This is a genomic window from Ruminococcus flavefaciens ATCC 19208 (genome assembly GCF_000518765.1).
In the GTDB taxonomy this organism is placed as follows: Bacteria; Bacillota; Clostridia; order Oscillospirales; family Ruminococcaceae; genus Ruminococcus; species Ruminococcus flavefaciens.
Genome location: NZ_KI912492.1, coordinates 1 through 24455, shown reverse-complemented (window position 1 = coordinate 24455; position 24455 = coordinate 1). Strand labels below are relative to the sequence as shown.

At 43.2% G+C, this 24455-nt stretch carries 17 protein-coding genes; 3 read left to right on the top strand and 14 right to left on the bottom strand.

Annotated elements, in window-relative coordinates; all coding sequences use genetic code 11:
* Positions 1-27 precede the first annotated feature (27 nt).
* The 3 genes from L870_RS0114110 to L870_RS0114095 all read left to right on the top strand — a co-directional run bounded on the left by L870_RS0114110 (position 28) and on the right by L870_RS0114095 (position 5641).
* On the top strand, positions 28-1941 hold the full coding sequence (locus L870_RS0114110) for a substrate-binding and GGDEF domain-containing protein (protein ID WP_028518698.1): 1914 nt from the start codon (positions 28-30) through the stop codon (positions 1939-1941).
* Positions 1942-2299: 358 nt separating this feature from the next.
* On the top strand, positions 2300-4864 hold the full coding sequence (locus L870_RS18725) for an alpha/beta hydrolase-fold protein (RefSeq protein ID WP_051411583.1): 2565 nt from the start codon (positions 2300-2302) through the stop codon (positions 4862-4864).
* A 186-nt stretch (positions 4865-5050) separates the two neighbouring features.
* The gene (locus L870_RS0114095) at positions 5051-5641 is read left to right on the top strand and encodes a helix-turn-helix domain-containing protein (RefSeq protein WP_028518697.1); all 591 of its coding nucleotides are present in this window, start codon (positions 5051-5053) and stop codon (positions 5639-5641) included.
* Between the two features lie 14 nt (positions 5642-5655).
* On the opposite strand, the gene L870_RS0114090 is transcribed toward L870_RS0114095, so the two are convergent.
* The 14 genes from L870_RS0114090 to L870_RS0114025 all read right to left on the bottom strand — a co-directional run bounded on the left by L870_RS0114090 (position 5656) and on the right by L870_RS0114025 (position 24191).
* Positions 5656-6111: a DUF3592 domain-containing protein gene (locus L870_RS0114090; protein ID WP_028518696.1), complete on the bottom strand. Its 456-nt coding sequence runs from the start codon at positions 6109-6111 to the stop codon at positions 5656-5658.
* A 148-nt stretch (positions 6112-6259) separates the two neighbouring features.
* Positions 6260-6949: an L-ribulose-5-phosphate 4-epimerase gene (locus L870_RS0114085; protein ID WP_028518695.1), complete on the bottom strand. Its 690-nt coding sequence runs from the start codon at positions 6947-6949 to the stop codon at positions 6260-6262.
* Complete coding sequence (araA, locus tag L870_RS0114080; RefSeq protein WP_028518694.1) at positions 6939-8372, bottom strand: L-arabinose isomerase; 1434 nt, start codon at positions 8370-8372, stop codon at positions 6939-6941. Before araA ends, L870_RS0114085 begins: the two co-directional genes overlap by 11 nt.
* Before the next feature lie 17 nt (positions 8373-8389).
* A complete protein-coding gene (locus tag L870_RS0114075; RefSeq protein ID WP_028518693.1) occupies positions 8390-9979 on the bottom strand; it encodes a xylulokinase in 1590 nt (529 codons plus the stop codon).
* On the bottom strand, positions 9976-11067 hold the full coding sequence (locus tag L870_RS17825; RefSeq protein ID WP_080676468.1) for an ABC transporter permease: 1092 nt from the start codon (positions 11065-11067) through the stop codon (positions 9976-9978). The genes L870_RS0114075 and L870_RS17825 overlap by 4 nt, the downstream gene beginning before the upstream one ends.
* A 28-nt stretch (positions 11068-11095) precedes the next feature.
* The gene (locus L870_RS0114065) at positions 11096-12193 is read right to left on the bottom strand and encodes an ABC transporter permease (RefSeq protein ID WP_028518692.1); all 1098 of its coding nucleotides are present in this window, start codon (positions 12191-12193) and stop codon (positions 11096-11098) included.
* Positions 12190-13704: a sugar ABC transporter ATP-binding protein gene (locus tag L870_RS0114060; RefSeq protein WP_028518691.1), complete on the bottom strand. Its 1515-nt coding sequence runs from the start codon at positions 13702-13704 to the stop codon at positions 12190-12192. Before L870_RS0114060 ends, L870_RS0114065 begins: the two co-directional genes overlap by 4 nt.
* A gap of 136 nt (positions 13705-13840) precedes the next feature.
* A complete protein-coding gene (locus tag L870_RS0114055) occupies positions 13841-14923 on the bottom strand; it encodes a substrate-binding domain-containing protein (RefSeq protein ID WP_028518690.1) in 1083 nt (360 codons plus the stop codon).
* A gap of 148 nt (positions 14924-15071) precedes the next feature.
* Positions 15072-15764, bottom strand: coding sequence for a helix-turn-helix domain-containing protein (locus L870_RS0114050; protein ID WP_028518689.1), 693 nt, complete (start codon positions 15762-15764; stop codon positions 15072-15074).
* A gap of 35 nt (positions 15765-15799) precedes the next feature.
* Positions 15800-16885: a GntR family transcriptional regulator gene (locus tag L870_RS0114045; protein ID WP_037272518.1), complete on the bottom strand. Its 1086-nt coding sequence runs from the start codon at positions 16883-16885 to the stop codon at positions 15800-15802.
* A 280-nt stretch (positions 16886-17165) separates the two neighbouring features.
* The gene (locus tag L870_RS0114040; RefSeq protein ID WP_028518687.1) at positions 17166-19937 is read right to left on the bottom strand and encodes an ABC transporter permease; all 2772 of its coding nucleotides are present in this window, start codon (positions 19935-19937) and stop codon (positions 17166-17168) included.
* 12 nt (positions 19938-19949) lie between these two features.
* Positions 19950-20666, bottom strand: a complete 717-nt coding sequence (locus L870_RS0114035) for an ABC transporter ATP-binding protein (protein WP_028518686.1) — start codon at positions 20664-20666, stop codon at positions 19950-19952.
* Positions 20667-20916: 250 nt separating this feature from the next.
* Positions 20917-23475 (bottom strand): YfhO family protein, encoded by a 2559-nt coding sequence (locus tag L870_RS0114030; RefSeq protein WP_028518685.1) that lies wholly within the window; start codon positions 23473-23475, stop codon positions 20917-20919.
* Positions 23472-24191, bottom strand: a complete 720-nt coding sequence (locus tag L870_RS0114025; RefSeq protein WP_051411582.1) for a PIG-L family deacetylase — start codon at positions 24189-24191, stop codon at positions 23472-23474. Before L870_RS0114025 ends, L870_RS0114030 begins: the two co-directional genes overlap by 4 nt.
* Positions 24192-24455: the final 264 nt, after the last annotated feature.

Here is a 24455-nt window from a genome sequence, read left to right as displayed (position 1 = left end):
AATTCTCTTTCGGAGGTGAATTTTTCAATGATCAATTCCCTTAAAACCATAGCATTTTTCGGATGCGCTCTTACAAGCAGATACAGAAGCGGACTCTGCAAATGCTTCAATAAGGCAGCAAAAAAGATCAATGCAAATATAGTTTATTTCAATTCTCTTGGAAAAATAGGAGAAAAAACACTGGAATTCTCAGAAGGCGAATACGACCTTATAGATTATATCGACCTTGAACAGTTTGACGGCATTATCTATGACGGTGAGGGATATAACGTTGAAGGTGCGGAAGAAAAGATCATCAAAAAGCTACGCACTGCAAAATGTCCTGTAATATCCATAAGTACTTTTGTTGACGGATTTTATAATATAGAATTTGAAGATGCGTCAGGTATGCGAAGACTTGTTGAACATTTCCTTGATGTTCACAAGCATACGAAAATAGGTTTCATGACAGGCTATCTGACACACCCCGACGCTCAGCTGAGACTTAAGGTATTCAGGGAAGTTATGAAGGAAAGAGGTCTGCCCGAGGACGGTGTAGGAATATTTGAGGGCGATTTCTGGTTCCACAAGGGCGAGGAAGCCGCAGATTTCTTCCTGTCACGCCCCGAGCGTCCCCAGTCTATAGTATGTTCAAACGACTATATGGCTATATCGGTGTCAACTGCACTTAAACGCAGGGGGATAAGGATACCCGAGGATATCTCTGTATCGGGCTATGACGGCTCAATTGAGGGTAAGCAGTTCGTTCCGCATATCACTACCGCTACACGTGAAAGAGAAGATATTGCCGAAAAGACAATGTCTATCTTGGCTCAGCTTATGGACAACGGTACATTCAGCGGTGACAATATCGTTTCTCCGAGAATACTCCTCTCTCAGTCATGCGGCTGTGAAAAAATAATATATAAGGAAGAGATTCATACTATTGATGAGATCAACAATAATATCAGATATTTCGATAACTGCGTAAACGATGCACAGGCTGCCATACTCAAGCTGAATAAAGTCGAAAAGCTGGACGATCTTGAACATTCTTTCAGGGAGTGCGCAACAAACTTCGGTGATTACAGCGCTTTCTTCCTGTTCACTCAGACCGATACAAAAGGCAGACTTTCATGCACCAGCGAATACTCAGTCCCGTCAGATAAATTCGTACCGCTGATATGGATAGACAAGGGAGACGAGTATTTAAGGACAGACAAGCCTATGAGAAGTGCAAATATGGTACCGCAGGTAAAGTCTGAAGTTCCGCATTTCTATTACATAATGTGTATATACTGCTCTGAGAGAATGTTCGGTTATACCCTTATCGAAATGGAAGATGACGATATCTTCACCGATTTCTATAATATCTTCCTGCTCAACCTTTCAGTCACTATTGAGCGACTCTGGAAAAATGACAACATCAATAAGCTTTATGAAAAGCAAAAGGGTCTCTACGAAAAACAAAAGCAGATCAGTATACACGACGCGCTCACAGGTATGTTCAACCGCCGAGGCTTCAATGACGCTTCCGAATATGCTGTCAATAATCTCGAAGGTAAAAGTATCGTATGCGTAATGGTACTTGATATGGACGGCTTGAAACGCATAAACGACGTTTACGGTCACAACGAGGGTGATTCCGCTATCAAAGCAGCAGCAGATATAATCACTCAATGCTGTACCTCAAATGAGATAGCAGGCCGTGCAGGCGGCGACGAATTCTATATCTACGCTTCCGATTATTCACAGGAAAAGCTGGATAAATTCAATTACGATCTCATACGCCTGTGCAACGAATACAACAAAAGTCAGGGTAAACCATATAAGATCGAACTCAGCTATGGGGCATACCTTATCGAAGCAGATAAAAATACGCGCATTGAGGATCTTCTCAAAATAAGTGACGCAAGAATGTACAAGCAGAAGATGTCAAAACCAGGAAGAATAAAAAGGTAATTAGTAAAATCATGTCCTCTGAACAGCTGAAATTGCTGTTCAGGGGACATTTTTTGCATTTTCATTACTTTTGCACAAACAAGGTGCACCTTGTTTATATATTTTGCCGATTTAACAGTTATTTAATAATATCAAATATCTGTAAAATTATAACTAATTGTAAAGAACCGTTCTTTTTCTACAATAATCATCATTTTTTGAGTTGACAGTAGACAAAAAACATGATAATAATAAATATATGTATTGTTTTTTTGGCATAACTGCATATCCCTTACCGCTCATTCCCTCTATGGATAATTCCATCATCAGGATAAATATGCAGAAATGTCTTAATTATTTTTTCTTAGGAGGATTGGAAATGAAAAAGAAAATCTTATCAATCATGTCAGCCGCGATGCTTACCCTCTCTTGTATCGCAGTTACCCCGACCAGTGCAGCAGAAAGTGATTATTTACTGCACAGCACCTTTGAAGACGGAAGTGAACAGTGGAGCGGAAGAGGTGCTGCATCTGTCAAGACTGTAACAGACAAATCCCGTTCGGGTGAAGGTTCGCTTTTCACAAGCGGCAGAACAGCTTCATGGAACGGTGCTACAGTAAGTCTTGGTTCAAGCTTCAAAGCAGGACAGGATTATACTTTCAGTGCTTATGTAATGACAGAAGATACTTCATCTCCCGTTACATTCTACCTGACATTGCAGTACAGCGACGGAAGCACTACAAGCTATCCTAAAATAGCTGAAGTAACTGCTGAAAAAGGTCAGTGGGCACACCTTGAAAAAAGCTGCTTCACTCTCCCTGACGGAGCTAAGGATATGCAGCTCTACGTAGAGACCGATGACAGCACCTGCAGCTTCTACCTCGACGAAGTAGTAGGCGCAAAGGTGGGTACTGAGATCAGTGAACCGCCTGCTGCTGTACAGATGAGCAAGGGCGATATCAACTATGATGGCGTTATCGACTCATTTGATATCATTGCTGCAAGAAGAGGCATAATCGACGGCATCAAGGACAAAAAGACTCTGAAGGCTGCCGATGCTGACAGCAACGGCGTTTTTGAAATAAATGACGCTGTACTCATTATGCAGTTCGTTGCAGGTAAAATAAAGGAATTCCCTGTTGTTGAGCCTGTTGTGGTTCCCGGACAGCGCAAGTACACTATGGAAGAGCTTACAGAGATAGTTCAGAATTCACTGGTAAACAATGAGCCTAATGATTCACATATGGAAAAGAGCGGAGTTAAGTACGGAACTATCAAGAAGGAAACTTACTTCTCCAAGAAGGCTAACAAGAACAAGCCTTACAATATCCTGCTCCCTGCTGATTACGACGAGAGCAAGCAGTACCCTGTTCTTTATCTCCTCCACGGATTCTTCGAGAACGAGAACCGTATGATAACAACAGGAAACGGTACAATGTATACACGCCAGATCATCGGTAATGCGATTGCTTCAGGCGAAGCTAAGGACATGATCGTTGTTGTTCCATTCGTATTCACAAGTGCTACTATGAACGATGCTACAGGCTTTGCTGATCAGGGCTCAAACGAGGGCTACGACAACTTCGTTGATGATATCGTTGACAGCCTTATGCCGCACATTGAGTCCAAGTACAGCGTTGCAACGGGCAGAGAGAATACTGCTGTTACAGGCTTCTCAATGGGAGGACGCGAATCACTCCAGATCGGTATGAAGCACGGTGACAAGTTCGGCTATGTTGGTGCTATATGTCCTGCTCCGGGCGCATCAGGCGCATGGAAGTGGAGCAGCGAGGACGAGACTCCTTACCTTGTAATGATAACAGGCGGTACACAGGACGACGTTGTTGGTCTTAATACTCCTGAGGGCTACCACAACAACTTCACAAAGAACAATGTTCCTCACGTATGGCACGTTGTTCAGAATGGTCACCACGGCGATGACTCTATCCACTCACACATCTATTCATTCGTAAGAGGTATTTTCCAGGCAACTGAGGGCGGTTCAGCTTCATCATCGACAACACCTCAGACTCCGACTCCTTCAACAACAACGCCGACTGAAACTCCTTCTACAACTCCTACCGAGACTCCTTCAACAAGCCCAACAGGTCAGCGCAAGTACACTATGAAAGAATTTACTGATATAGTTCAGAAGTCTCTTGTAAACAACGAGCCTAACGATTCACATAACAAAAAGAACGGTGTTCAGTACGGTACTATCAAGAAGGAAACTTACTTCTCCAAGAAGGCTAACAAAAACAAGCCTTACAATATCCTGCTCCCTGCAAACTATGATCCGAACAAGAAGTACCCTGTACTCTATCTTCTCCACGGATTCTTCGAGAACGAAAACCGTATGATAACTCAGGGCAACAGTACAATGTATACACAGCAGATCATCGGTAATGCGATTGCTGAGGGTGCAGCTAAGGATATGATCGTAGTAGTTCCATTCGTATTCACAAGTGCTACTATGAACGATGCTACAGGCTTTGCTGATCAGGGCTCAAACGAGGGCTACGACAACTTCGTTGATGATATCGTTGACAGCCTTATGCCGCACATTGAGTCCAAGTACAGCGTTGCAACGGGCAGAGAGAATACTGCTGTTACAGGCTTCTCAATGGGAGGACGCGAATCACTCCAGATCGGTATGAAGCACGGTGACAAGTTCGGCTATGTTGGTGCTATATGTCCTGCTCCCGGTGCATCAGGCTCATGGAAGTGGAGCAGCGAGGACGAGACTCCTTACCTCGTAATGATAACAGGCGGTACACAGGACGACGTTGTTGGTCTTAATACTCCTGAGGGCTACCACAACAACTTCACAAAAAACAATGTTCCTCATGTATGGCACGTTGTTCAGAATGGTCATCACGGTGATGACTCTATCCACTCACACATCTATTCATTCGTAAGAGCAGTCTTCCAGGCTACTGAATGATATAAAACATAAAAAGATCTCCCTGTATATCGCAGGGAGATTTTTTTCGCATATTATTCTCTTATAAATGACTTATCTATGTATAAAAATATGTGCTCCGCAGACTCTACGGAGCGTAGATTGACTAACTAAATTCTATAATATATAATAAAAGCATAAACGTTCAGCTTTTTAGAGGTGATAAATATGGATCAGGTTAAAACAGGAGAGCTTATCAGACGTTTCAGGACAGAAATGGGGCTCACTCAGAAGCAGCTCGCAGAACGCATAAATGTAAGCAATAAGGCTGTATCAAAATGGGAGCGCGGAAACGGCTGTCCCGATGTGTCATTGCTCTCTGCACTGGCTGAGGTTTTCGGGACTGATGTTCAGGTGCTTCTGTCAGGTGAGGTAGATAAAAACGAAAGTGAGAAAGGTAATATGAAAAAAATAAAGTTTTACGTGTGCAGCAAATGCGGTAATATCATTACATCGACTTCGGAAGCAGCAGTTACCTGCTGCGGGAATAAGCTTACTCCTGCCGAGCCGCGAAAGGCTGAGGAGAATGAAATGCTCAAGGTCGAGGACATAGGCGGTGAATGGTATATTTCTTCCGACCATGAGATGACTAAGGAGCACTATATAACATTCGCGGCTTATGTGTCGGACAACAGCATAATGATGTTCAAGCAGTACCCCGAATGGAATTTGCAGTTAAATCTGCCAATGTACAGAACGGGCAGGCTCATGTGGTACTGTACAAAGTGCGGACTTTTATATCAGGATATCAGACCTTAAAGAAAATAACGCCGTTATTCACGTTTCCTGAATAAATTAACGAGACCGCAGATGCCTATAATTCCGAATACTGCTGCACCAAGCATCATAAGAATTATCCACACGGTGTTGATATCGTCTGTTGGCATACAGACTATGTCGGGAGAATGTGAATCTATCATTATGGAAAAACTGTCTCCGCGTTTATATCGCGCAGGCTTTGAACCTACATCACTTGTGTATCTGTACGTCTTTCCGTTATACTCATATTCAATAACAGGTGCAGATGTGATATGCTTTTTTAGTCCGCTGCGTGATCTATAAGTTACCATATCGACGACAACGGCTTTTACCTCGGTATCGCACCTTGACTTTGTCTGTACCCTTGATATCAGCAGGTAGAAACCTAAGGTCATAAAAACTACGCCTATCAGCAAAAACAGACCCAGTCCAAAGAGATCGTTTTTTATTTCCTTTGGTATTTTTTTCATTACTCACTCCCCCGTAAAAGTTATTATAGACATTATACATCATAAACCAAAGAATTTCAAGCAAACAAAAAAGTCTCTGAAAACAGAGACTTTTTTGCTTTTTTATTGGAGGGGTTCATCTCATTTTGAGAAATGACTAACTGATTTATTATTTTTTCTGCCCGTAATATGCATTCGCACCGTGCTTGCGGAAGAAATGCTTGTCAAGCAGACGCTGTGGCATATTGGGAGTGTCATGACGAAGTGTCTTTGTTATCCACGCCATTGCGGAAAGCTCTTCAAGAACTACTGCATTGTGAACAGCTTCCATACAGTCCTTGCCCCATGCGAATGGTCCGTGATTTGCCACAAGTACAGCGGGGATCTTATCATAAGAGGGACAGCCTTCAACTATTACCTTGCCTGTTTCAAGCTCGTAATCGCCGTTTACCTCTGCATCGGTCATATCCCTTGTACAAGGTATCTCACCGTAGAAATAATCGCCGTGTGTAGTTCCGAGAGGCGGTATACCAACACAAGCCTGTGCAAAAGAAGTTGCATATCGGCTATGGGTATGTACTACTCCGCAAACTCCGTCAAAATTCCTGTATATCTCCAGATGGGTAGGAGTGTCACTTGACGGCGATAATTCCCCTTCGACCTTCTCGCCGTCAAGTGTCAGTATAACTATATCATCTGCGGTCATTGAATCATATTCAACACCGCTGGGCTTTATGGCAACAAGTCCGCTCTCGCGGTCGTATTCGCTCACATTGCCCCATGTAAATGTCACAAGTCCGTATTTTGGAAGTAACAGATTGGCTTTAAGGACACGTTCTTTAAGGTCCTTAACGTCCATATATCATATCTCCGATCATTATATCACGTTCAAGTTTTTCCTTTGTGGTATCCTTATTGATGACCACAAGTTCTATGCCCATGATACGTGCAAAATCACGTACAGTTTCATCTGTTATATCATATGACAGAACTGTATGATGTGCTCCGCCTGCGATTATCCAGCATTCAAGACCTTCAAGGAATGAAGGTGCAGGCTTCCACATAGTTCTTGCAACAGGAAGATTAGGCATTGACTGGAATGGCTTTTCGCACTCAACGTCCTGTGAGATAAGTCTGAATCTGCCGCCGATGTCGATGAGTGACAGTGCCTTTGCCGAACCTGCTCTGCCCTCGAATACTATTCTTGCAGGTGCTTCCTTACCGCCGATACCGAGCTTATGTACCTCGATACGCGGCTTGTCAGCTGCGATGGACGGGCATACCTCAAGCATATGTGAGCCGAGTATTAGCTCATGCTTATAATCATATGTATAGTCTTCCATGAAGGAGGTATTTCCCTCAGGATACATCGCCTTTACGATGGCTGTCATACCTGCTGTTTTCCAGTCGCCCTCTGCACCAAAGCCGTAGCCCTTGTGCATAAGGTGCTGTGTAGCAAGTCCGGGAAGCTGACGCATACCGTGAAGATCCTCGAATGTGTTTGAAAATGCCTTTGCACCCTCGCGTACAAGTATCTTCTCAATAGCTATCTCTTCACGAGCCTGATATCTGATAGTTTCTTCATCAGCCTTATCATAGTCGTAAAGCTCTGCGTATTCTTTCATAAGTTCGTCGATCTCTGCGTCTTTAACAGCGTTCATTATCTCAACAAGGTCGCCTACTGCAAAGGTATTTACCTGCCAGCCAAGCTTGAGCTGTGCTTCAATCTTGTCGCCCTCGGTAACTGCAACCTCACGCATATTATCACCGAAACGCACTATTTTAAGGCTCTTGCTGAACAGTGCTCCCACTGCTGCGCGCTGCCACTCTGCTATCTTTTCCTGTACCTTCTTGTCCTTCCAGTGTCCTGCAACAACTGCTCTCGGCATACGCAGACGAGCTCCGATAAAGCCGTGCTCTCTGTCGCCGTGTGCGGACTGATGAAGATTCATATAGTCCATGTCTATACCCTCGTTGGGGATAGTCTCATTGAACTGTGTGTGGAAATGCAGCCACGGCTTCTGTAAAAGTGCAAGCCCGTTTATCCACATCTTTGAGGGAGAGAATGTATGACAGAATGTGATTATTCCTGCGCACTCATCGTCATAATTCGCTTCCTTTATTATACGCTCTATCTCCGACTCTTTCTTAACTGTCATTTTGTATTCAACAGGAAACGGGAGATCAAGTCCGTCAACTATCTTCTTTGAGTCCTCTTCCACCTGTCTTAATGTTTCTTCACCGTATAAGAACTGTGAGCCGGTTACAAACCAAAATTTCATTCTATATCATATCCTTTCTATTTTTCGGAAACGGCTGCTTTGACTGACGCAAGTCCCGAAAGGTAATTTTTCATATATTTGTTTATTCCGTCAACGTCTTCCGACTTAGGAGAAACTGTATTTCCTTTCATATCGGCAAATACTCTGTTGTTCAGGTAATCCTCGAGAGTCTCGCCGCTTTCTCTGCATACCATGTAGTCTGCAAGAAGTGCTATTCCCCACGCACCGCCTTCTCCTGCGGTCTGCATAAGTGTAACATCTGCACCGAGAGCTGCCGAAAGGAAATTCTGACTTGGCACGGGAGTCTTGAAGAAACCGCCGTGAGCATATATCTTTTCAAGCTTTACGTGCTCCTGCTCTGTAAGTATGTCCATGCCTGCTTTTAAAGAAGCGATGCATGAATAAACAAGGCTGCGTACAAGATTTCTTATATTGAACGCTGAATCAGGATCACGCATCATAAGCAGTTTGCCGTCCTTTACTCCTGTTACGGGCTCGCCTGCAAAGTAGTTATACGACACTATACCGCTGCAGTCTGTTTCGCCTTCAGCTGCAAGACCGTAGAGCAGATCGTAAAGCTTGCCTTTTGGCATATCGCAGCCTGCTTCTTTAAGAAGCTCGCCGAATATACCGAACCATACATCAAGATCAGATGTACAGCTGTTACAGTGCACCATAGCCACCGGCGCTCCGCATGGAGTAGTAACAATGTCTATCTCACGGTGAACAGCTTTGAGCTTTTCTTCAAGAACTATCATTGAGAATATAGATGTTCCTGCCGAAACATTGCCTGTTTTCGGTGTGATACTGTTAGTTGCAGCCATACCTGTCTGTGCATCACCCTCCGGCGGACAGCAAGGTACTCCTGCTTTGAAAGTTCCTGTTGGGTCGAGGAGCTTTGCTCCTGCCTTAGTAAGCTTTCCTGCACATTCGCCTACAGGCACTATGCGCGGCAGGATATCTGCAAGCTTTGCTTTAAGATCTGTACCCTTTGCAAGAGCATCAAATCCGGACATCATTTCCGCATCATAATCACAGGTATCCTGTGCTATGGGGAAGATTCCCGAAGCATCGCCTGTTCCTATGACCTTTTCACCTGTAAGAAGATAGTGTACATAACCTGCAAGGGTGGTCATGAATGATATTCTTCCCACATGAGGCTCTTTATTGAGCATAGCCTGATAAAGATGTGCTATGCTCCAGCGCTGAGGTATATTGAAACTGAACGCTTCCGTCAGCTTTTCAGCAGCTTCCTCCGTAATGGTATTGCGCCATGTTCTAAAGGGTACAAGCTGCTCATCTTTTTCATCGAATACGAGATAGCCGTGCATCATTGCCGATATGCCGATTGCAGCGGCTTTCTCAAGCTTTGTTCCGTATTTTTCTTCAACGTTTTTCATCAGGTCGGCAAAGCAGTCACGAAGTCCTTTTCTGACATTTTCAAGGGAGTATGTCCATACGCCGTCAAGCAGCTCGTTCTGCCAGTCGTATACTCCCGATGCCAGCGGAGCACGGTCCTCACCTATAAGTAACGCCTTGATACGTGTCGAACCGAATTCAATGCCTATTACAGCTTTACCGTCCTTTATTGTATCTGCACTGCTCATTTTTTTACTCCTTTTGTTACAACAGACTTGGAGGCTGAAAGATTAGCCTTTTTACGCTGAGCTATAATTATGCTCTGGACTATAAGGAAGATACAAAGCATAGATGCGTTTGTTATTCCTGTCCACCAAGCATCGTCAAGTCCTACTGATGATACTATATTCTGGATAAGAGCAAGTGAAAGTACGCCGAAAAGTGTTCCCACTATATTTCCGACGCCGCCCGTAAGCATTGTTCCGCCGATGATGGAGGAAGCTATGGCATTCATCTCTGCACCTGTTGCATGAGACGGAGAGCCCGAGCCTACGTGCATAAAATATACAAAACCGCCAATTCCACCTAAAATTCCGCACATAAGATAAGCAAGGAATGTTGTTCTCTTTACGTTTATTCCAAGCATAAGTGCGCTTTGTTTATTTCCGCCTACTGCATAGAAGTTTCTTCCTGTCTTTGTCCATTTAAGGAAGAGGAAAAGTGCAGCGACGATAATGAGTGCTACTATAACGCCGATCTCTATATAAGCATCTATGTAGACACCTCTTTTATTTACCCAGCCCATTCCGGGGATTATTATTCTTGTTTCTTTAAGCTTTACAAACGACTCGTTCTGTACATTGAACTGATCAGGATTTACAATGGTAGTCATACCTCTTGCAAAGAACATACCCGCCAGCGTAACTATGAACGGCTGGATATCCAGATATGCTACAAGGAATCCCTGTATAAGTCCGAATGCAAGTCCGATGCCAAGTGATATCAGCATAGCGCCTGCAACGCTTCCGCTGTGTTTATCAAGAAATACGGCCGAGCTCATGCTCACAAGTGCGGTCATACCGCCTACCGATATGTCGATACCGCCTGTTATCATTACCAGCGTCATACCGCAGGCAAGTATGATAAGTGCAGCGTTCGCATTAAGCATATTGAAAAATGTCTGTGCTTTGAGGAAGCCTTCGCCAAGTCCGAATATCGCATAAAGATACATAAGTATGAATACGATTATCGTTATCGACATGAGCAGATTCGTGTCTGTTATTCCTCTAAGCAGATGTCGGCGTGTTTTACCGACAGTCATGTCTTTCTGCGGCATATATTATTCCTCCGTTTCTGCCCTTTTTTCAGCTCTTGCTCTCTGCCTTCACAGGTGAACGCAGGCTCTTGAAGAATGCTGATAATTTTTCACGTACTATAGGTGCGCTCAGTATTACAAGTAAAATTACTACTACTGCCTTGTAAGCAGGAAGAGCGTCTGCCTGTACGTTGAACTTGTAAAGAGTCGTAGTAAGGAACTGTATAACATATGCTCCGAGTATAGAAGCGGATATACTGAATTTTCCGCCGCTGAGTGAGTTACCGCCCAGTGCGACTGCAAGGATAGCGTCCATTTCAATATCCTTTGCAACTACTGAATAGTTGATAGTCGAAACACGGCTTACCTTGATAAATGCTGCAACTGCTACGCAGAGACCAAGTATAACATAGGTTATGAACTTGATGAATGCAGGATTGAGACCGTTCAGACGAGATGTCTTTTCATTGATACCTACAGCCTGTGCATAAAGTCCCAGAGTAGTGAATTTCAGGACAATCCATATAACGATAAAGCAAGCTATTGCAATAAATACCGGTGTGGGTATCGGTATACCCGGAATATATCCCCCGAAATAGGCAAACGTTTTATCATTAACTACCGGAAGCTTGTTATGGTTTATCCATGCTGCTATGGAACGTCCTGCTGTAAAGAGTATAAGTGTTGCAACCATTGGCTGTATCCTGAATATGGATACCAGTGCTCCGTTGAAAGCACCGAAAGCCATTGCTACAATGCAGCTTGCAAGGAATGCAACTATTATAGGAGCCTGAAGCGTGGCAGCATCTGCATTAGGTCCGCAGAGGATCCTGAGAACAACGCTTCCGCTTATTGCTATGGCAGCACCCACACTGATATCCTGTCCGCGTGAAGCTGCTGTTACCAGCGTCATGCCGATGGCAAGGATCGCAAGCTCAGAGCCATAGTCGATTATCGAAATGATATTTCCTGAAAGAACGGGATTTCCTTCAATGTTGTGTCCAAGAGTTATCTTGAAGAATGAAGGATCCATGATCAGGTTGAATATTGCAAGTAAGAGCAGGGCAGCTATAGGAATAAATATCTGCTTTCTTACGATACTTGCCAAGAAAGAGCTTTTTTCAGCAGTTTTTGGTCTTGCTGTCATTCCTGCCCACCTCCTGCGATTGTATTCATTATTGTATTCTGGGTAAGCTCATCACCTGTAAGCTCGCCTACAAGCTTACGGTCACGCATTACCATCAGTCTTGAACAGGTACGAAGCATTTCATCGGTCTCTGATGAAATGAATGTTATGCTCATACCCTCAGAAGCAAGCTTCAGTACAAGCTTCTGTATATCTACCTTTGTACCGACGTCGATACCGCGGGTCGGTTCATCAAGGATAAGATATTCGGGATGTGTCAGCAGCCAGCGTCCAAGTATTACCTTCTGCTGATTTCCGCCTGAAAGCGACTTGATAGGCGTATCCACCGACGCCGTCTTGATATCAAGAAGCTTTATATACTCTTCTGCGAATTTTATCGCCTCAGCCTTGGTGAACGGCTTGAAGAAGCCCTTCTTCACCTGCAATGCAAGTATGATATTATCACGCACGGAAAGATCGCCTACTATTCCGTCACGCTTACGATCCTCGGGAAGATAAGCAATACCGTTCTTCATCGCGTCTATCGGCTTGTTTATCTTTACTTCCTTGCCGTTTACCTTTACTCTTCCGCCTGTTACCTTGTCAGCTCCGAAAATAGCTCTTACGCACTCGCTTCGTCCCGAACCGAGAAGTCCCGTAAAGCCGTTTACCTCGCCCTTGCGGATATTGAAATTGAATGGTTTTATGCCTTCCGAACTGCATAATCCCTCAGCTTCATAAACGTAACCCTTGTCCTTTTCCTCAAACACAGGGATATCATTCTTGATATCCGCCATATCATCAAGCTCTTTGCCCAGCATCTTTGATACCAGCTGTACACGAGGAAGCTTTTCTATCTCATATTCACCTACAAGCTGTCCGTCACGCAGAACAGTTATCCTGTCACATACCTCATACACCTGATCGAGGAAGTGTGTTACGAATATGATGCCTACACCGCGCTCTTTGAGCTGTCTCATAAGCCCGAAAAGCTTTTCGACCTCTGACTCGTCAAGAGACGAAGTCGGCTCGTCAAGAATAAGCACACTGCATTCCATATCAACTGCTCTTGCTATAGCTACCATCTGCTGTACAGCTATAGAACAGCTTGCCAGCTGCTGTGTTGGTTTTACCGCTATACCAAGTGAATCAAGAAGCTTTCCGGCATGGCGGTTCATGTTTCTCCAGTTTACGATACCATGCTTTCCTCTGCCAAGGAAGATATTCTCTGCCACTGAGAGGTTCGGACAAAGTGATATCTCCTGATATACTGTACTTATACCCAGATTCTGAGCATCCTGTGGAGAATGTATCTGGACAGCGCCGCTGTGCCCCTTTAAAAAAATATCTCCGCTGTCTTTTATATGTACGCCTGTGAGCACCTTTATAAGAGTTGATTTGCCTGCACCGTTCTCGCCCATAAGCGCATGGATCTCACCCTCACGAAGTGTAAAATCCACATTTCTAAGCGCCTTGACTCCCGGAAAGGACTTATATATCCCGCGCATTTCCAGCAATGATTTTTCCTGCATTGCTTTTCCTCCTAAGTGAGTTTCAGCCTTTTTTCGTACCGTTTAAACGAAAAAAACTGTAAAATTAGTGCGGTGACGGAATATCCGACCGCGTCACCGCACTTATTTTATTATTTAATGTCCTGTAAAAAAATTATCAGATACCGTAGTTTTCTACATCTTCGGCTGTGATAGTCTTTGCATCAAAGCCCTTTTCGTCCATGATAATGGTTTTCTGAGAGAGGGTCTCACCATTTTCAAGCTTGTCGATAACTTCCAAGATGTATGTAGACTGGAAAGGATTGCACTGTCCGTCATAGTTCCAGTTGCCTTTCTGGAGCTCTTCAAGTGCCCACTTGTTGCAGTCAAAGCCTATAACAACTACGTCCTTGTCAACACCGTGTGAGATGTTTGCTCTGTCAAGTGCAGCAACTGCACCCTTTGCCATATCATCATTCTCAGCGTAAATTACGTTGAACTTCTTGCCTGAGTCGATAACTGACTGAACGATCTGCTGTGCCTTTTCAGCATTCCAGTCAGCTGTCTGCTGTGTAATGATATTCCAGCCCTTTGATGCAGCAGTATCATTGAGTGCGCCTGAACGTCCCTTCTGAGCTGCCGAACCGATAACGCCCTGGAGGTGAATGATGTCATATGATGCAAGATCCTGTGACTCAAGCCACTTAACTGCCTGCTCACCTTCCTTTGCCATATCAGAAACGATAGAAGCATCGTAGAGGCTCTCGTCAGCATCAATTGTACGGTCAAAAAGGATTACTCTTGTTCCAGCGTCCTTTGCGTCCTTGAGAACTGAATCCCAGCCTGCTGTATCAGCTGCTGAAAGAAGCAGATAATCAACTTCGTCCTGAATGAACTTCTGAGCTGCATTGATCTGCTCTTCGTTTTTAAGGCTGTAAGCAAATGAAGCATCAAAGCCGTTTTCCTTTGTAAAGGTTGCCTTCAGATCATTAACATTAGCTGTACGGTAGCCCGACTCGTTAGGATCGTTATTGATGATGCCTACCTTGATAAGATCACCTGATGAGCTTCCGCCGCCATTGTTATCTTCAGAGCCGCTGTCAGCTACAGTTGTTGCTGCATCTGTTTTCTTTTCAGTTGTTGTTTCTGAATTAGATGAGCTGCCTGAATTTGATGACTCATTTGAGCTTCCGCAGCCTGCCAGCATAGTACCGCAAAGAAGTGTACTTACTGCCATTGCCAAGACTTTTTTCATTTTCATAATTAAAATTCCTCCATCCGAATTTATTATGTCATTAACGTCCTCGCCGTTAACTTGTACTTACATTATAGCTAATTTGTACATACATGACAACCGAAAATGTTACACAAAATGTTTATTATTTTTTGAATATCATTACCAGTATATTTTACGGACAAATATTAGCGCTGTTCTGGAACTGTCTGGGTGTCTGTCCCGTGTATTTCTTGAATATCTGGCTGAAATACCGATAATCCTTGAAGCCTACGTCATACGCAACTTCGTATACCATTTTTGAGGTACAGCATAACAACTCACGTGCATGAGCTATTCTTGACAGTGCAAGATATTCAAACAAATTCTGACCGTACACCTTTTTGAACTGTGTACTGAGATATGAAGGACTGAGTCCGACAGCATCTGCTACCACGATAAGCGAAAGCTCATCGTTCATGTAGTTTTTGTCGATGTAATCCTTTGCCTTTGCAACTATACTGCTGCTGCTTCCCTTTGCCGCTTCTATGCGCCATATTATGCATTCGCGGATAAGAGTATGAAGGAATTTTACAGTATCCTCAACAGTCATCAGTTCATTTCCGATCTCATCGGCTGTACCGAAGCTTTCATAGAATTTTTCGGTGCTGACACCGAGCTTCTGCGAAAAAGCATAGGCGGTAACATAAATCTCCATACATATATACAGCCTGAGCATAAGAGATTCTATTGCTGTAAAGCCGACCTCGTCAAGCAGTATATCCAGCATGTCATCGCAGTTTTCGAGACTTCCGCTTTGCAGCAGTTCCTCGGTTTTCTTTATGTCGATTCGTTTTACGTCATTAACCTTCTCCATATTTTTTTTCATAATAATACCCCACAAATTTTTTTAAACTACCGAGCTCAAATGCTCTTTACTGATTCACGAAGCCTTAATTCAGGCGAAAAAATTATGTCACTGTTATCCGTCGGATAGGAATTTATCATATCTATAAGCTTTTCGGCAGCCGCCTCACCAAGCTTTCGCTGCGGGTGCACCACTGTAGTCAGCGGAACATCGCATATAGATGCAAATTTTGAATCGTCTATACCGATTACAGACAATTCGTCGGGAACGCTTATATTATGCTCCTTGCAGAATTGAAGAAGCTTTATAGCTATGTTGTCATTATAGCAGACAAATGCCGTAGATTCACTTATAAGCTCCAGAAGTCTGGTGCTTGCCGAGGTAAATACCGAGTTTTTATCCGAAGTTGCGAACCACATTACATTATCCTCTGCATTCCTGATACCGTGGGCAATACAACTTTTTGTGAAACCGCTGTATCTCTTGTGCCCCTGTATATCATCAAGTGCAAATATTCCTGCGATCTTTCGGTGTCCGCAGTCAAAGAGCCGGTCTGTAGCTATCTTTCCTGCCGCCTCATCATCAAGAGAAACGCACGGACAATCCGACCACGGATACTTTGCGTTAAAGAATACAACAGGGATATTATTGCTTTTCAGCTCTTCATAAAGGTCTGTATTCGGATTCGGAAGAGCACTCTTTGACGGTTCTACGATAAGTCCCTGCACTCCGCCTGAGATCATGCTCTGCAAAGCCTGACGTTCCTCTGCGCCTCTGTTATGAGTTATCGCAAGCTGCATCGCAAAGCCCGAATCGTTCAGTACACTTTCTATGCCCGTAACTATGCTCGGGAAAATATAATCATTGAAATATGTGGAGATAACGCCGATATTCCTTATCTGTCCCGCTACAGGCTCGCTCTTTGTATAGCCAGACGAAACAAAAGCTCCGCTGCCCCTTACACGACAGATAATGTTTTCTTTTTCAAGGCAGCTCAGCGCCTGTCTGACAGTCTGTCTGCTTACACCGTGTATCTCACAGAGCTCCTTTTCTGTAAGGAAGCGATCCTTAGGCTTTAGTTTTCTTGAACTTATAAAATCCTTCGTCCATTCAACTATAGTCATATATTTATAATCTTCCATATTTACCTCCAAAAGCAGATGATACACCTGATTTTTCTTCATCATAACACATTATTCATATTTTGTAAATACAACTTTTGAATATTTCTGAAATTTGTATGCACACACAAAATTTCCTTCCCCTGTTTGTACAACACGACAATAATAATTCAAGTTTCAACAATACAAATTCTTCTCATTCACTAAAGTTGTATTGTTTATAGTTCGATTCAGCACTGTTACTGCAACAAAAAACAGGCTTCTGTATCATTGACACAAAAGCCTGTTCATCATATTTGTTTTATTCTGCATTTTTAAGTGCAAGTACCTTCGGTATCCTGCGTATGCGTAAAAAGTCGATGACCGTGATTATCAGGTACGCTGCAAATACCATTACAAATTCCTTTACATAGCCCGAGAAAGGCATGATAAATTCAAACCAGCCACTCATACTCATCATCATTATCTTCCAGAAAAAGTTCATTAGCTTAAAGCCAAGATATATCGTGATAAACTCGGAAACGAACACTACTATTGCCGTAGGTATAAGGTACAGCGATGCTATCTCCTTGTTGTCATAGCCAAGTATCTTTGTCATGGAAATTGCTCGTTCATTCTTTTCTATGATTATCTTTGTCAGCAGATATAGTATTATCGCTGCAACTATAATGCATACATACTGGAAATAGACCATATATGCGCCCATTGACTGATCGAGCTGACGCGCTATCTTCAGCATATCTTCTTCTGTGATTTCGTTTGCTATATACTCTTCGTCAATATCGGTTATCTTAGAATTGCTCATATAACCGCTGAAATCTTTTTCGTCCTTTTCAAATACTCTGTTAAAGCTTTCATTCGGCATAAATACTGTGATACCTGCGGTGTAGTCATATATATCATACACCTTCCAGCTGTACTCCTTATGCTCGTATTTCTCGGAGAGAACTATGGTATCCCCCTTGCGGACATTGTATTTGTCGGCATACGCCTGCGAAATATAAACCGAATTATCATCAGCATTTTCATAATACCCGCGTGAAAGCTTTATATATCTGCTGTTCTTCTCAACACCGCAGACTGTTATCTCTTCGTTATAGTTATCATCTTTTCTTTCCAGCGCAGTCATGGAAAAACGTTCTGCTTCGGCATTATCTGTGGTTATAGTCACACCGTCATCGTCCTCTGTAGTGCTGAGTATTATCTGATCCTTTGCAAACATACTATCGCCCATATTATCCTGATAATATGACAGTGTCTCAGGCATACCTACCGCCATTGAAAGCAGCAGCATAACAAATGTTATTCCGACAAAAAGCATGAGATAGTTCGGGATATTCTGTAAAAATACACGCATACGGAAGCGGCCGAAAAATTTCCATTTTGGAAGGCGCATCGCTTTTTTGCGCTTGCTTCGTTTAAGGTCATTCCTCAGGAAACGCAGCGGAGAAAGCTTCAATGTCCTTACAATAACAACAAAATTTATTATGAGCATAAGAACTATCGGTACTATAGTTGTCTTTACAAATGCTTCGGGAGTCCATATCGTCTTATACGCAGGGAGGCTGTAGCTGCTATAGTACATATCAACTATAACGCCCTTGAATAACGTATAGCCAAGAATATTTCCTATTATTGCCGCAACTATTACTACCATAAGCGGTGCACTCATATAATAGCGCAGCAGCTCTCCTTTGGTATAGCCCGATGCTCTGAGAGTTCCGATAACAGATGACTCTTTTTCAAGTGTGGTGCTTATGGTAACAGCAAATATGAAGGCAAGCACAGCTGTGAGTATGTACAGAAGTACACCGCCCATAGCTTTATCTTTGCCCATATCATTTTCAGCAAATGTCATTGCCTGATTTGCATAGGCAGGTACGTAATCTTTGATCTCAAGCTCTTCATTATCGGAGGCTGCGACCTGAGTTATAAGTGCTTTAAGGAAATGATCTGCCATTTCCTTTTCTTCGTATTCATCGGCAGGTGCTCTGTTGTAGGTGTAGGCATAATTTGCACGTGTATTGCCGCGGATGCGTTCAAATCCTTCATCTGTTGTCATAGCGATATCAAAAGTGAGGGAATCGAACATGGTATCCGTATTGCTCTCATAGAGTGCGGAATAATCCACAAAGGCTGCAAGTCCGACTACTTCAAATTCCGCATTGCCTGCGCTTATCTTGTCGCCAAGCTTTATCTTGGCATTATCAGCGTGCATACGGTCAATAATGATCTCATCCCCGTTTTCGGGAGCTCTGCCTTTGAGCAGGTCATATAAGTCCACATCTTTGCGCTGCGGATATACCCTTATAGTCGATTCCTCAGCACCCGATGACTTCTTCTCCTCAACGTCCTTGTAGAAAAGCTCATATACCGTGACAGGTACAGCATCAAATTTTTCGTCAAGACCATATCTGTCTGCAAGCTCGGTGTATTTTTCGTCGATCTTCCTGTCTATCTCTTCATGAGCTTTTTCACGCGCTTCGTCAATAGCCTTTATATATTCCTCCGAGTCCTCAGCCTCCTTAATTGCGTCCTTGTATGCTTTATCATAATTCTCCGACATTGCAGTTTCAAGAGCATCGTCTATTGCGGACTGTCTTACCTCGTCACTTACCGGCTGTCCCATTTTCTTCGCAGCTTCAAGCTGTTCATCAACTGCTTTTTCCACCTGCTCGGTAATAGCAGAACGTACCTGACTGTCCACCTCTTCTTCCAACGCTTCGTCAACGGCTTTTTTTATCTCGTCCTCAGCTTCGGAATATGCACGTTCACGATAAATCGCCACTACGTCTGCAAGCTCGCCTGTTGCAATTGCGGAAAGAGTCTCCGCATCAGCTTTTTCGGAAAGCTGAAAATGTCCGCTTTCGCGTTTCAGCTGAGTTACATTTTCTTCAAGTGTGCCAAGCATACTGTTATTCGCCACATACATTCCCGAAACAAAGCCTATTGTGGACACAAGCATAAGAAGTATCATAAAATAGCGCTTGCGGTCACGCCAGATATCCTTCCAGACACGCTTTATCATCGGATTTCCGGGACGTTTGCCGAATGATATACCTTTCTTTTCCATACTGTCGCCCCCTTACCACTCAAGGTCGGCAGCAGCGGTCTTTTGGGTATTTACTATATCATGTCTTATTTTTCCGTCACGGAGCTTGATAACATGGTCTGCCATTTCCTTGATAGCTTCATTGTGAGTTACCATTATCACTGTGTTTCCGTATTTCTGATTTACCTCTTCTATGAGCTGCAATATTTCCTTTGATGTGGTGTAATCAAGAGCACCTGTTGGCTCATCGCAAAGGAGTATATCAGGATTTTTTACGATAGCCCTGCCAATTGATACTCTCTGCTGCTGACCGCCCGAAAGCTGATTCGGCAGCTTGTGGCGATGCTCGTAAAGTCCGAGTATCTTCAGAAGCTCGTCTATATCCAGCGGCTTGTCGGAAAGATATGCGCCTGTTTCAATATTTTCCTTAACGTTTAAATTCGGTATCAGATTGTACATCTGGAACACATATCCAAGATGCTTTCTCCTGTATCTTGTAAGACCTTTTTCGTCCATATCTTCAAGCTTGTCGCCGTCTATGTATATCTCCCCCGCGTCTGCACTGTCAATACCTCCGAGTATATTCAGCAGCGTGGATTTTCCCGAACCCGACGGCCCGAGCAGTACACAGAATTCTCCCTTTGCAACTGTAAAATCCAGCCCTTTAAGTACATCCTGCTTTGTGTCACCGTTACCAAAGCTCTTTTTCAGCCCACTGACAGACAAGAATTTTCTTTCCTTTTCACTCATGGTGTTTACCCCCTGTATCATTGATATAAGTCATATGCTCAAGCAATCGGTTCAGCCGAACATATGAACATCTATTCATATGTTAGCACATAATTACTTATATGTCAAGTTCTTTTTTATTATTTCGTCAGTTTAAATATTATCAATTGTTATAGTTTGCATCAATGAGTTAGTATATACAAATATAATATTATTAACTAAAAACTGATATGAAAAAGTCCCCGACTTGCGGGGACTTCTGAGATCATTCTTATTTCATATTGTTTTCAGTCGAAACAGTATCAGCAGCACTTTTCCTTTTACTGATGATATCGCTGATACAGCACAGTATTATCATAATTATACCAACTGCGGAAACTGCTTTTCCAACTCCGAGAAGCGGTGCCTTAAAGCGTATCTCTATTTTATGAGATGAGCTTTTTACAGGGAATCCTAAAAACGCAGTATTAACTTTCATTGGCTCGACTTCTTCTCCGTCAACAAGTACGGTAAAGCCGTCGTTCATAACCAAGCTTGTAGCTGCAATACCGTCAAAATCAGCTGAAATACTTCCCGATATTACATCACCGTGAGTTGCGGACATATCGGCTTTGAACGGGATCAGTGCAGAAACAGGCGCGTCTAATTTTTCGGCTTCGAGAGTGTACGCTTCTATATCGGAGATGCGTACATCTGATCCTGTAACTGTGATATCCAGCTCATCACTCATATCAGAAATGACATATTCAAACAGGTTGTTGCCATTTTTGTATTTCCACTCAGGGTTGCAGAGGGTATTTTTGATACCATTTACGGTTATTCTTACATCTCCGCCGATCTCCCAGTTAAAACTGTTCTTTTTCTCAGGATCGGCAACATGAAAGCGCATCAAAAGCAGCTTACCGTGAACACTTTCAGGCAGAGTATAGCTGAATTCCGCTATACCGTCATTGACACTGATGACTTTTTCACCGCTGTGTTCTTCCGAAACAATGCTGTCAAACAGATCGTCAAGATCAACAGGTTCAAGCTCTGTATTGAACTCAACATCTGGAATATCCCGAGGTACAACTGTATAATTCATTAGCGCTATTATATTATCTGGATATTTCAGTTCTTTGTACTGCCTCTCACTCATCACATTACTGCGAACATATACCATAGGAAAGGCATTTTTATTTTCATAAAGATAAAATCCGTCCTCAGCTTTTACCTGCTCAACACCGTACATTGAAACAGGCTGATTTGTTATACTGTAGCGTTCTCCCATAAACGAATTGAAGAATATATTCTTTGAACGAACCGTCAGCGCAGAATTGCGGTATTCGTTCTCGTTGAACATCTCATTGAAATAAAAGCTGTTGTAATACGGCGAATGCAGCGAGGAATAAATGGTGTCGCTGTAATTTCGCGGAGAATAGACCTTATTTACTGTATAAAGCCTTTTCGTATCCACTGCCGTGCGGTATATGTCATCATCGGGAAGCTCAGAAAACATTCTGTATACAGTCTTGGAATTTGCAGTATCATAGCCCTCTCTCGAGGTCAGCTTGTCGTAGTTATTAGCAAACAGACATACTGCCATAGGCACGGCAAATGTCAGCACTACGGCTATTCTCTTATGAGTCCTTATGAATATGTACACAGCGGCTGCAGAAGCAACTGCATCTGCAAGGTATGCGCCAAGCATAGGGGTAATACCGCCTAATAAGAATGCTGCTACAGAAAACAGCACAAATATTATCAGTGCCTTTTTGCTTCTGAATTCCGACAGCCCGTTAAGCATATCCGCCGTCAGCGTCAGAGCCAAAGGCAAAAACGGAAAAAGCACCTTCGGGTCGGTATACAGAGTTCCATTCAGCAGATAAAGGGTTATGGGCAAAATTGAAAAAGAAAGTATCAGCACCGACACAAAGCGCTGATGTCTTTTTCCTTTGAACAGGAAATAAAACACAGCCAGTACACCGAAGCCCGAAAGTCCCATTGCCGAATTATAGTAGGTCAGCTTATCAAGCCTTAGTGTGGGGAGAAGCTCCTTTATCGACACGGTATTTGCCGATGGATCTCTGTTCTGAACGAGAAGATATGCTGTTGGAAGAGTAAGCACTGTCGCTGCGATCAGTCCTGCTGCCATGTACAGTAAAAAAGGTATGAGCTTTTTGAAGTCAGGTCTGCCTTTTTTCTCAAGTATAAGCCAGACGGCATATACAAAAACAGCTGCCGCTTCCGCAGGAATAAAATAATAATTGCACATTGCCGTCAGAAACATTCCTGCTGCAAGCATTGCCTTCCTTCCGCTGCGGAAGTACCTTTCCGCACCATGAAGTGTCATAAGCAGAAAAGGCATATATGATGTGAACATTATCTGCCTGTGTGTATTAAGTATCAGCGGAACTGACAGTGCGAAAAAAGTTGTGGTAAGCAGACTTATTGAAGGTGTATAACGTCTGCGCAGAAGCAGATACAGCTCACATTCAGACGCAAGTGCTGCTATCAGAGATACAAGTATTATATACTTTCCCATAGATAAAAACGGGAAAAGATACGACGGAAGTATGATCGGAGAGAGCAGTCCGTAGTATGATAGCGAGAATATGTTCTCTCCGCCGCCGATATTTGGTGCATATGACGGTATCAGCTGACCTGTATCGTAAAAAAGCGTGCGGAAATATTCAGGTATGGCATAATGCTGAGAAGCCCAGTCTGTCTGCGAACCATAGACCATATCCGTGGACAGGAACGACGGTATTATTAGCAGAGTCATCAGCATGAATGATACCACAGCTATAATATCACAACGAAAATTCAGTTTGTCTGAGTTGGCATTCATTTGCTGTACTCCTTCCAGTTCTCAAAAGGAAACATATGTGAGAGCTTTTTCATAGTACGCTCCTGAGAGGAGTAAATATCACAAAGCTCCTGCTTTTTTTGCATTATTTCATCGGGTATGACCGAAGCTCCAGCCTTTTCTATATCCGCAGCCTTATAGTAATCTCCGAAAAAATAGAGCTTATCAGCTCCGTGAGTCTCATTGAACGCCTGAACCGTAAGGGCATTGGTCATCTTGTGGTGGATATGTCCGTACTCCCCCTTCGGATTATGAGTAACAGCGATATCCCAATGCTTAACAGACATGATAAGACTGATATCGGACTCTATTTTCTCTTTTGAGTCTGACCAGTCATCACGCTTGAAGAATATCTTGTCGGGATAGCTCAGTATAAGCGGAGTATTCCCCGACTGCTCCACAGCTTTGCGGAATTCATCAGCACGGCGCGTATTATAGCCGTTTGTTATGCATACCACAAGATAGCCGCCGTCCAGCAAATGAGCTCCGCCCCATATTGTCTCATCATCAGGGTGAGCAACTATCATAAGCTTTGAAGCCTGGCTGATATCAATATCACTGAGATGCTCCGGAGTTAAGGGTGAAGGACTTCTGTTTTCCCTTTCTATGCATATCGCTCCGCTGAGTGCAGAAAATATGCAGAAGCATACGATCAGAAATATCATGCTTTTTATTTTAAATTTGTTTTTTTCTTTCATTTTTGTCTTACCATTGCTTATTTTGAAATTATACTGCAAAGTGCTGTCGTTTTTTAAGCAGCAAAAAAGCCCCAGTAAAACTGAGGCGTAAAAAAGCCTTAGCGTACTCCGCACTTGCGCAGCTGATGTAAACGAGCCAAATATCCGAAAGTCAGCTTTCATTTATGCTGTCATTTGCGGAAAAAGCTGAAAATATCTTTAACTATTATATCAAATACGTTTCAACGTGTCAAGCATTGGGAATATGCCGTATCACAAGTTCGT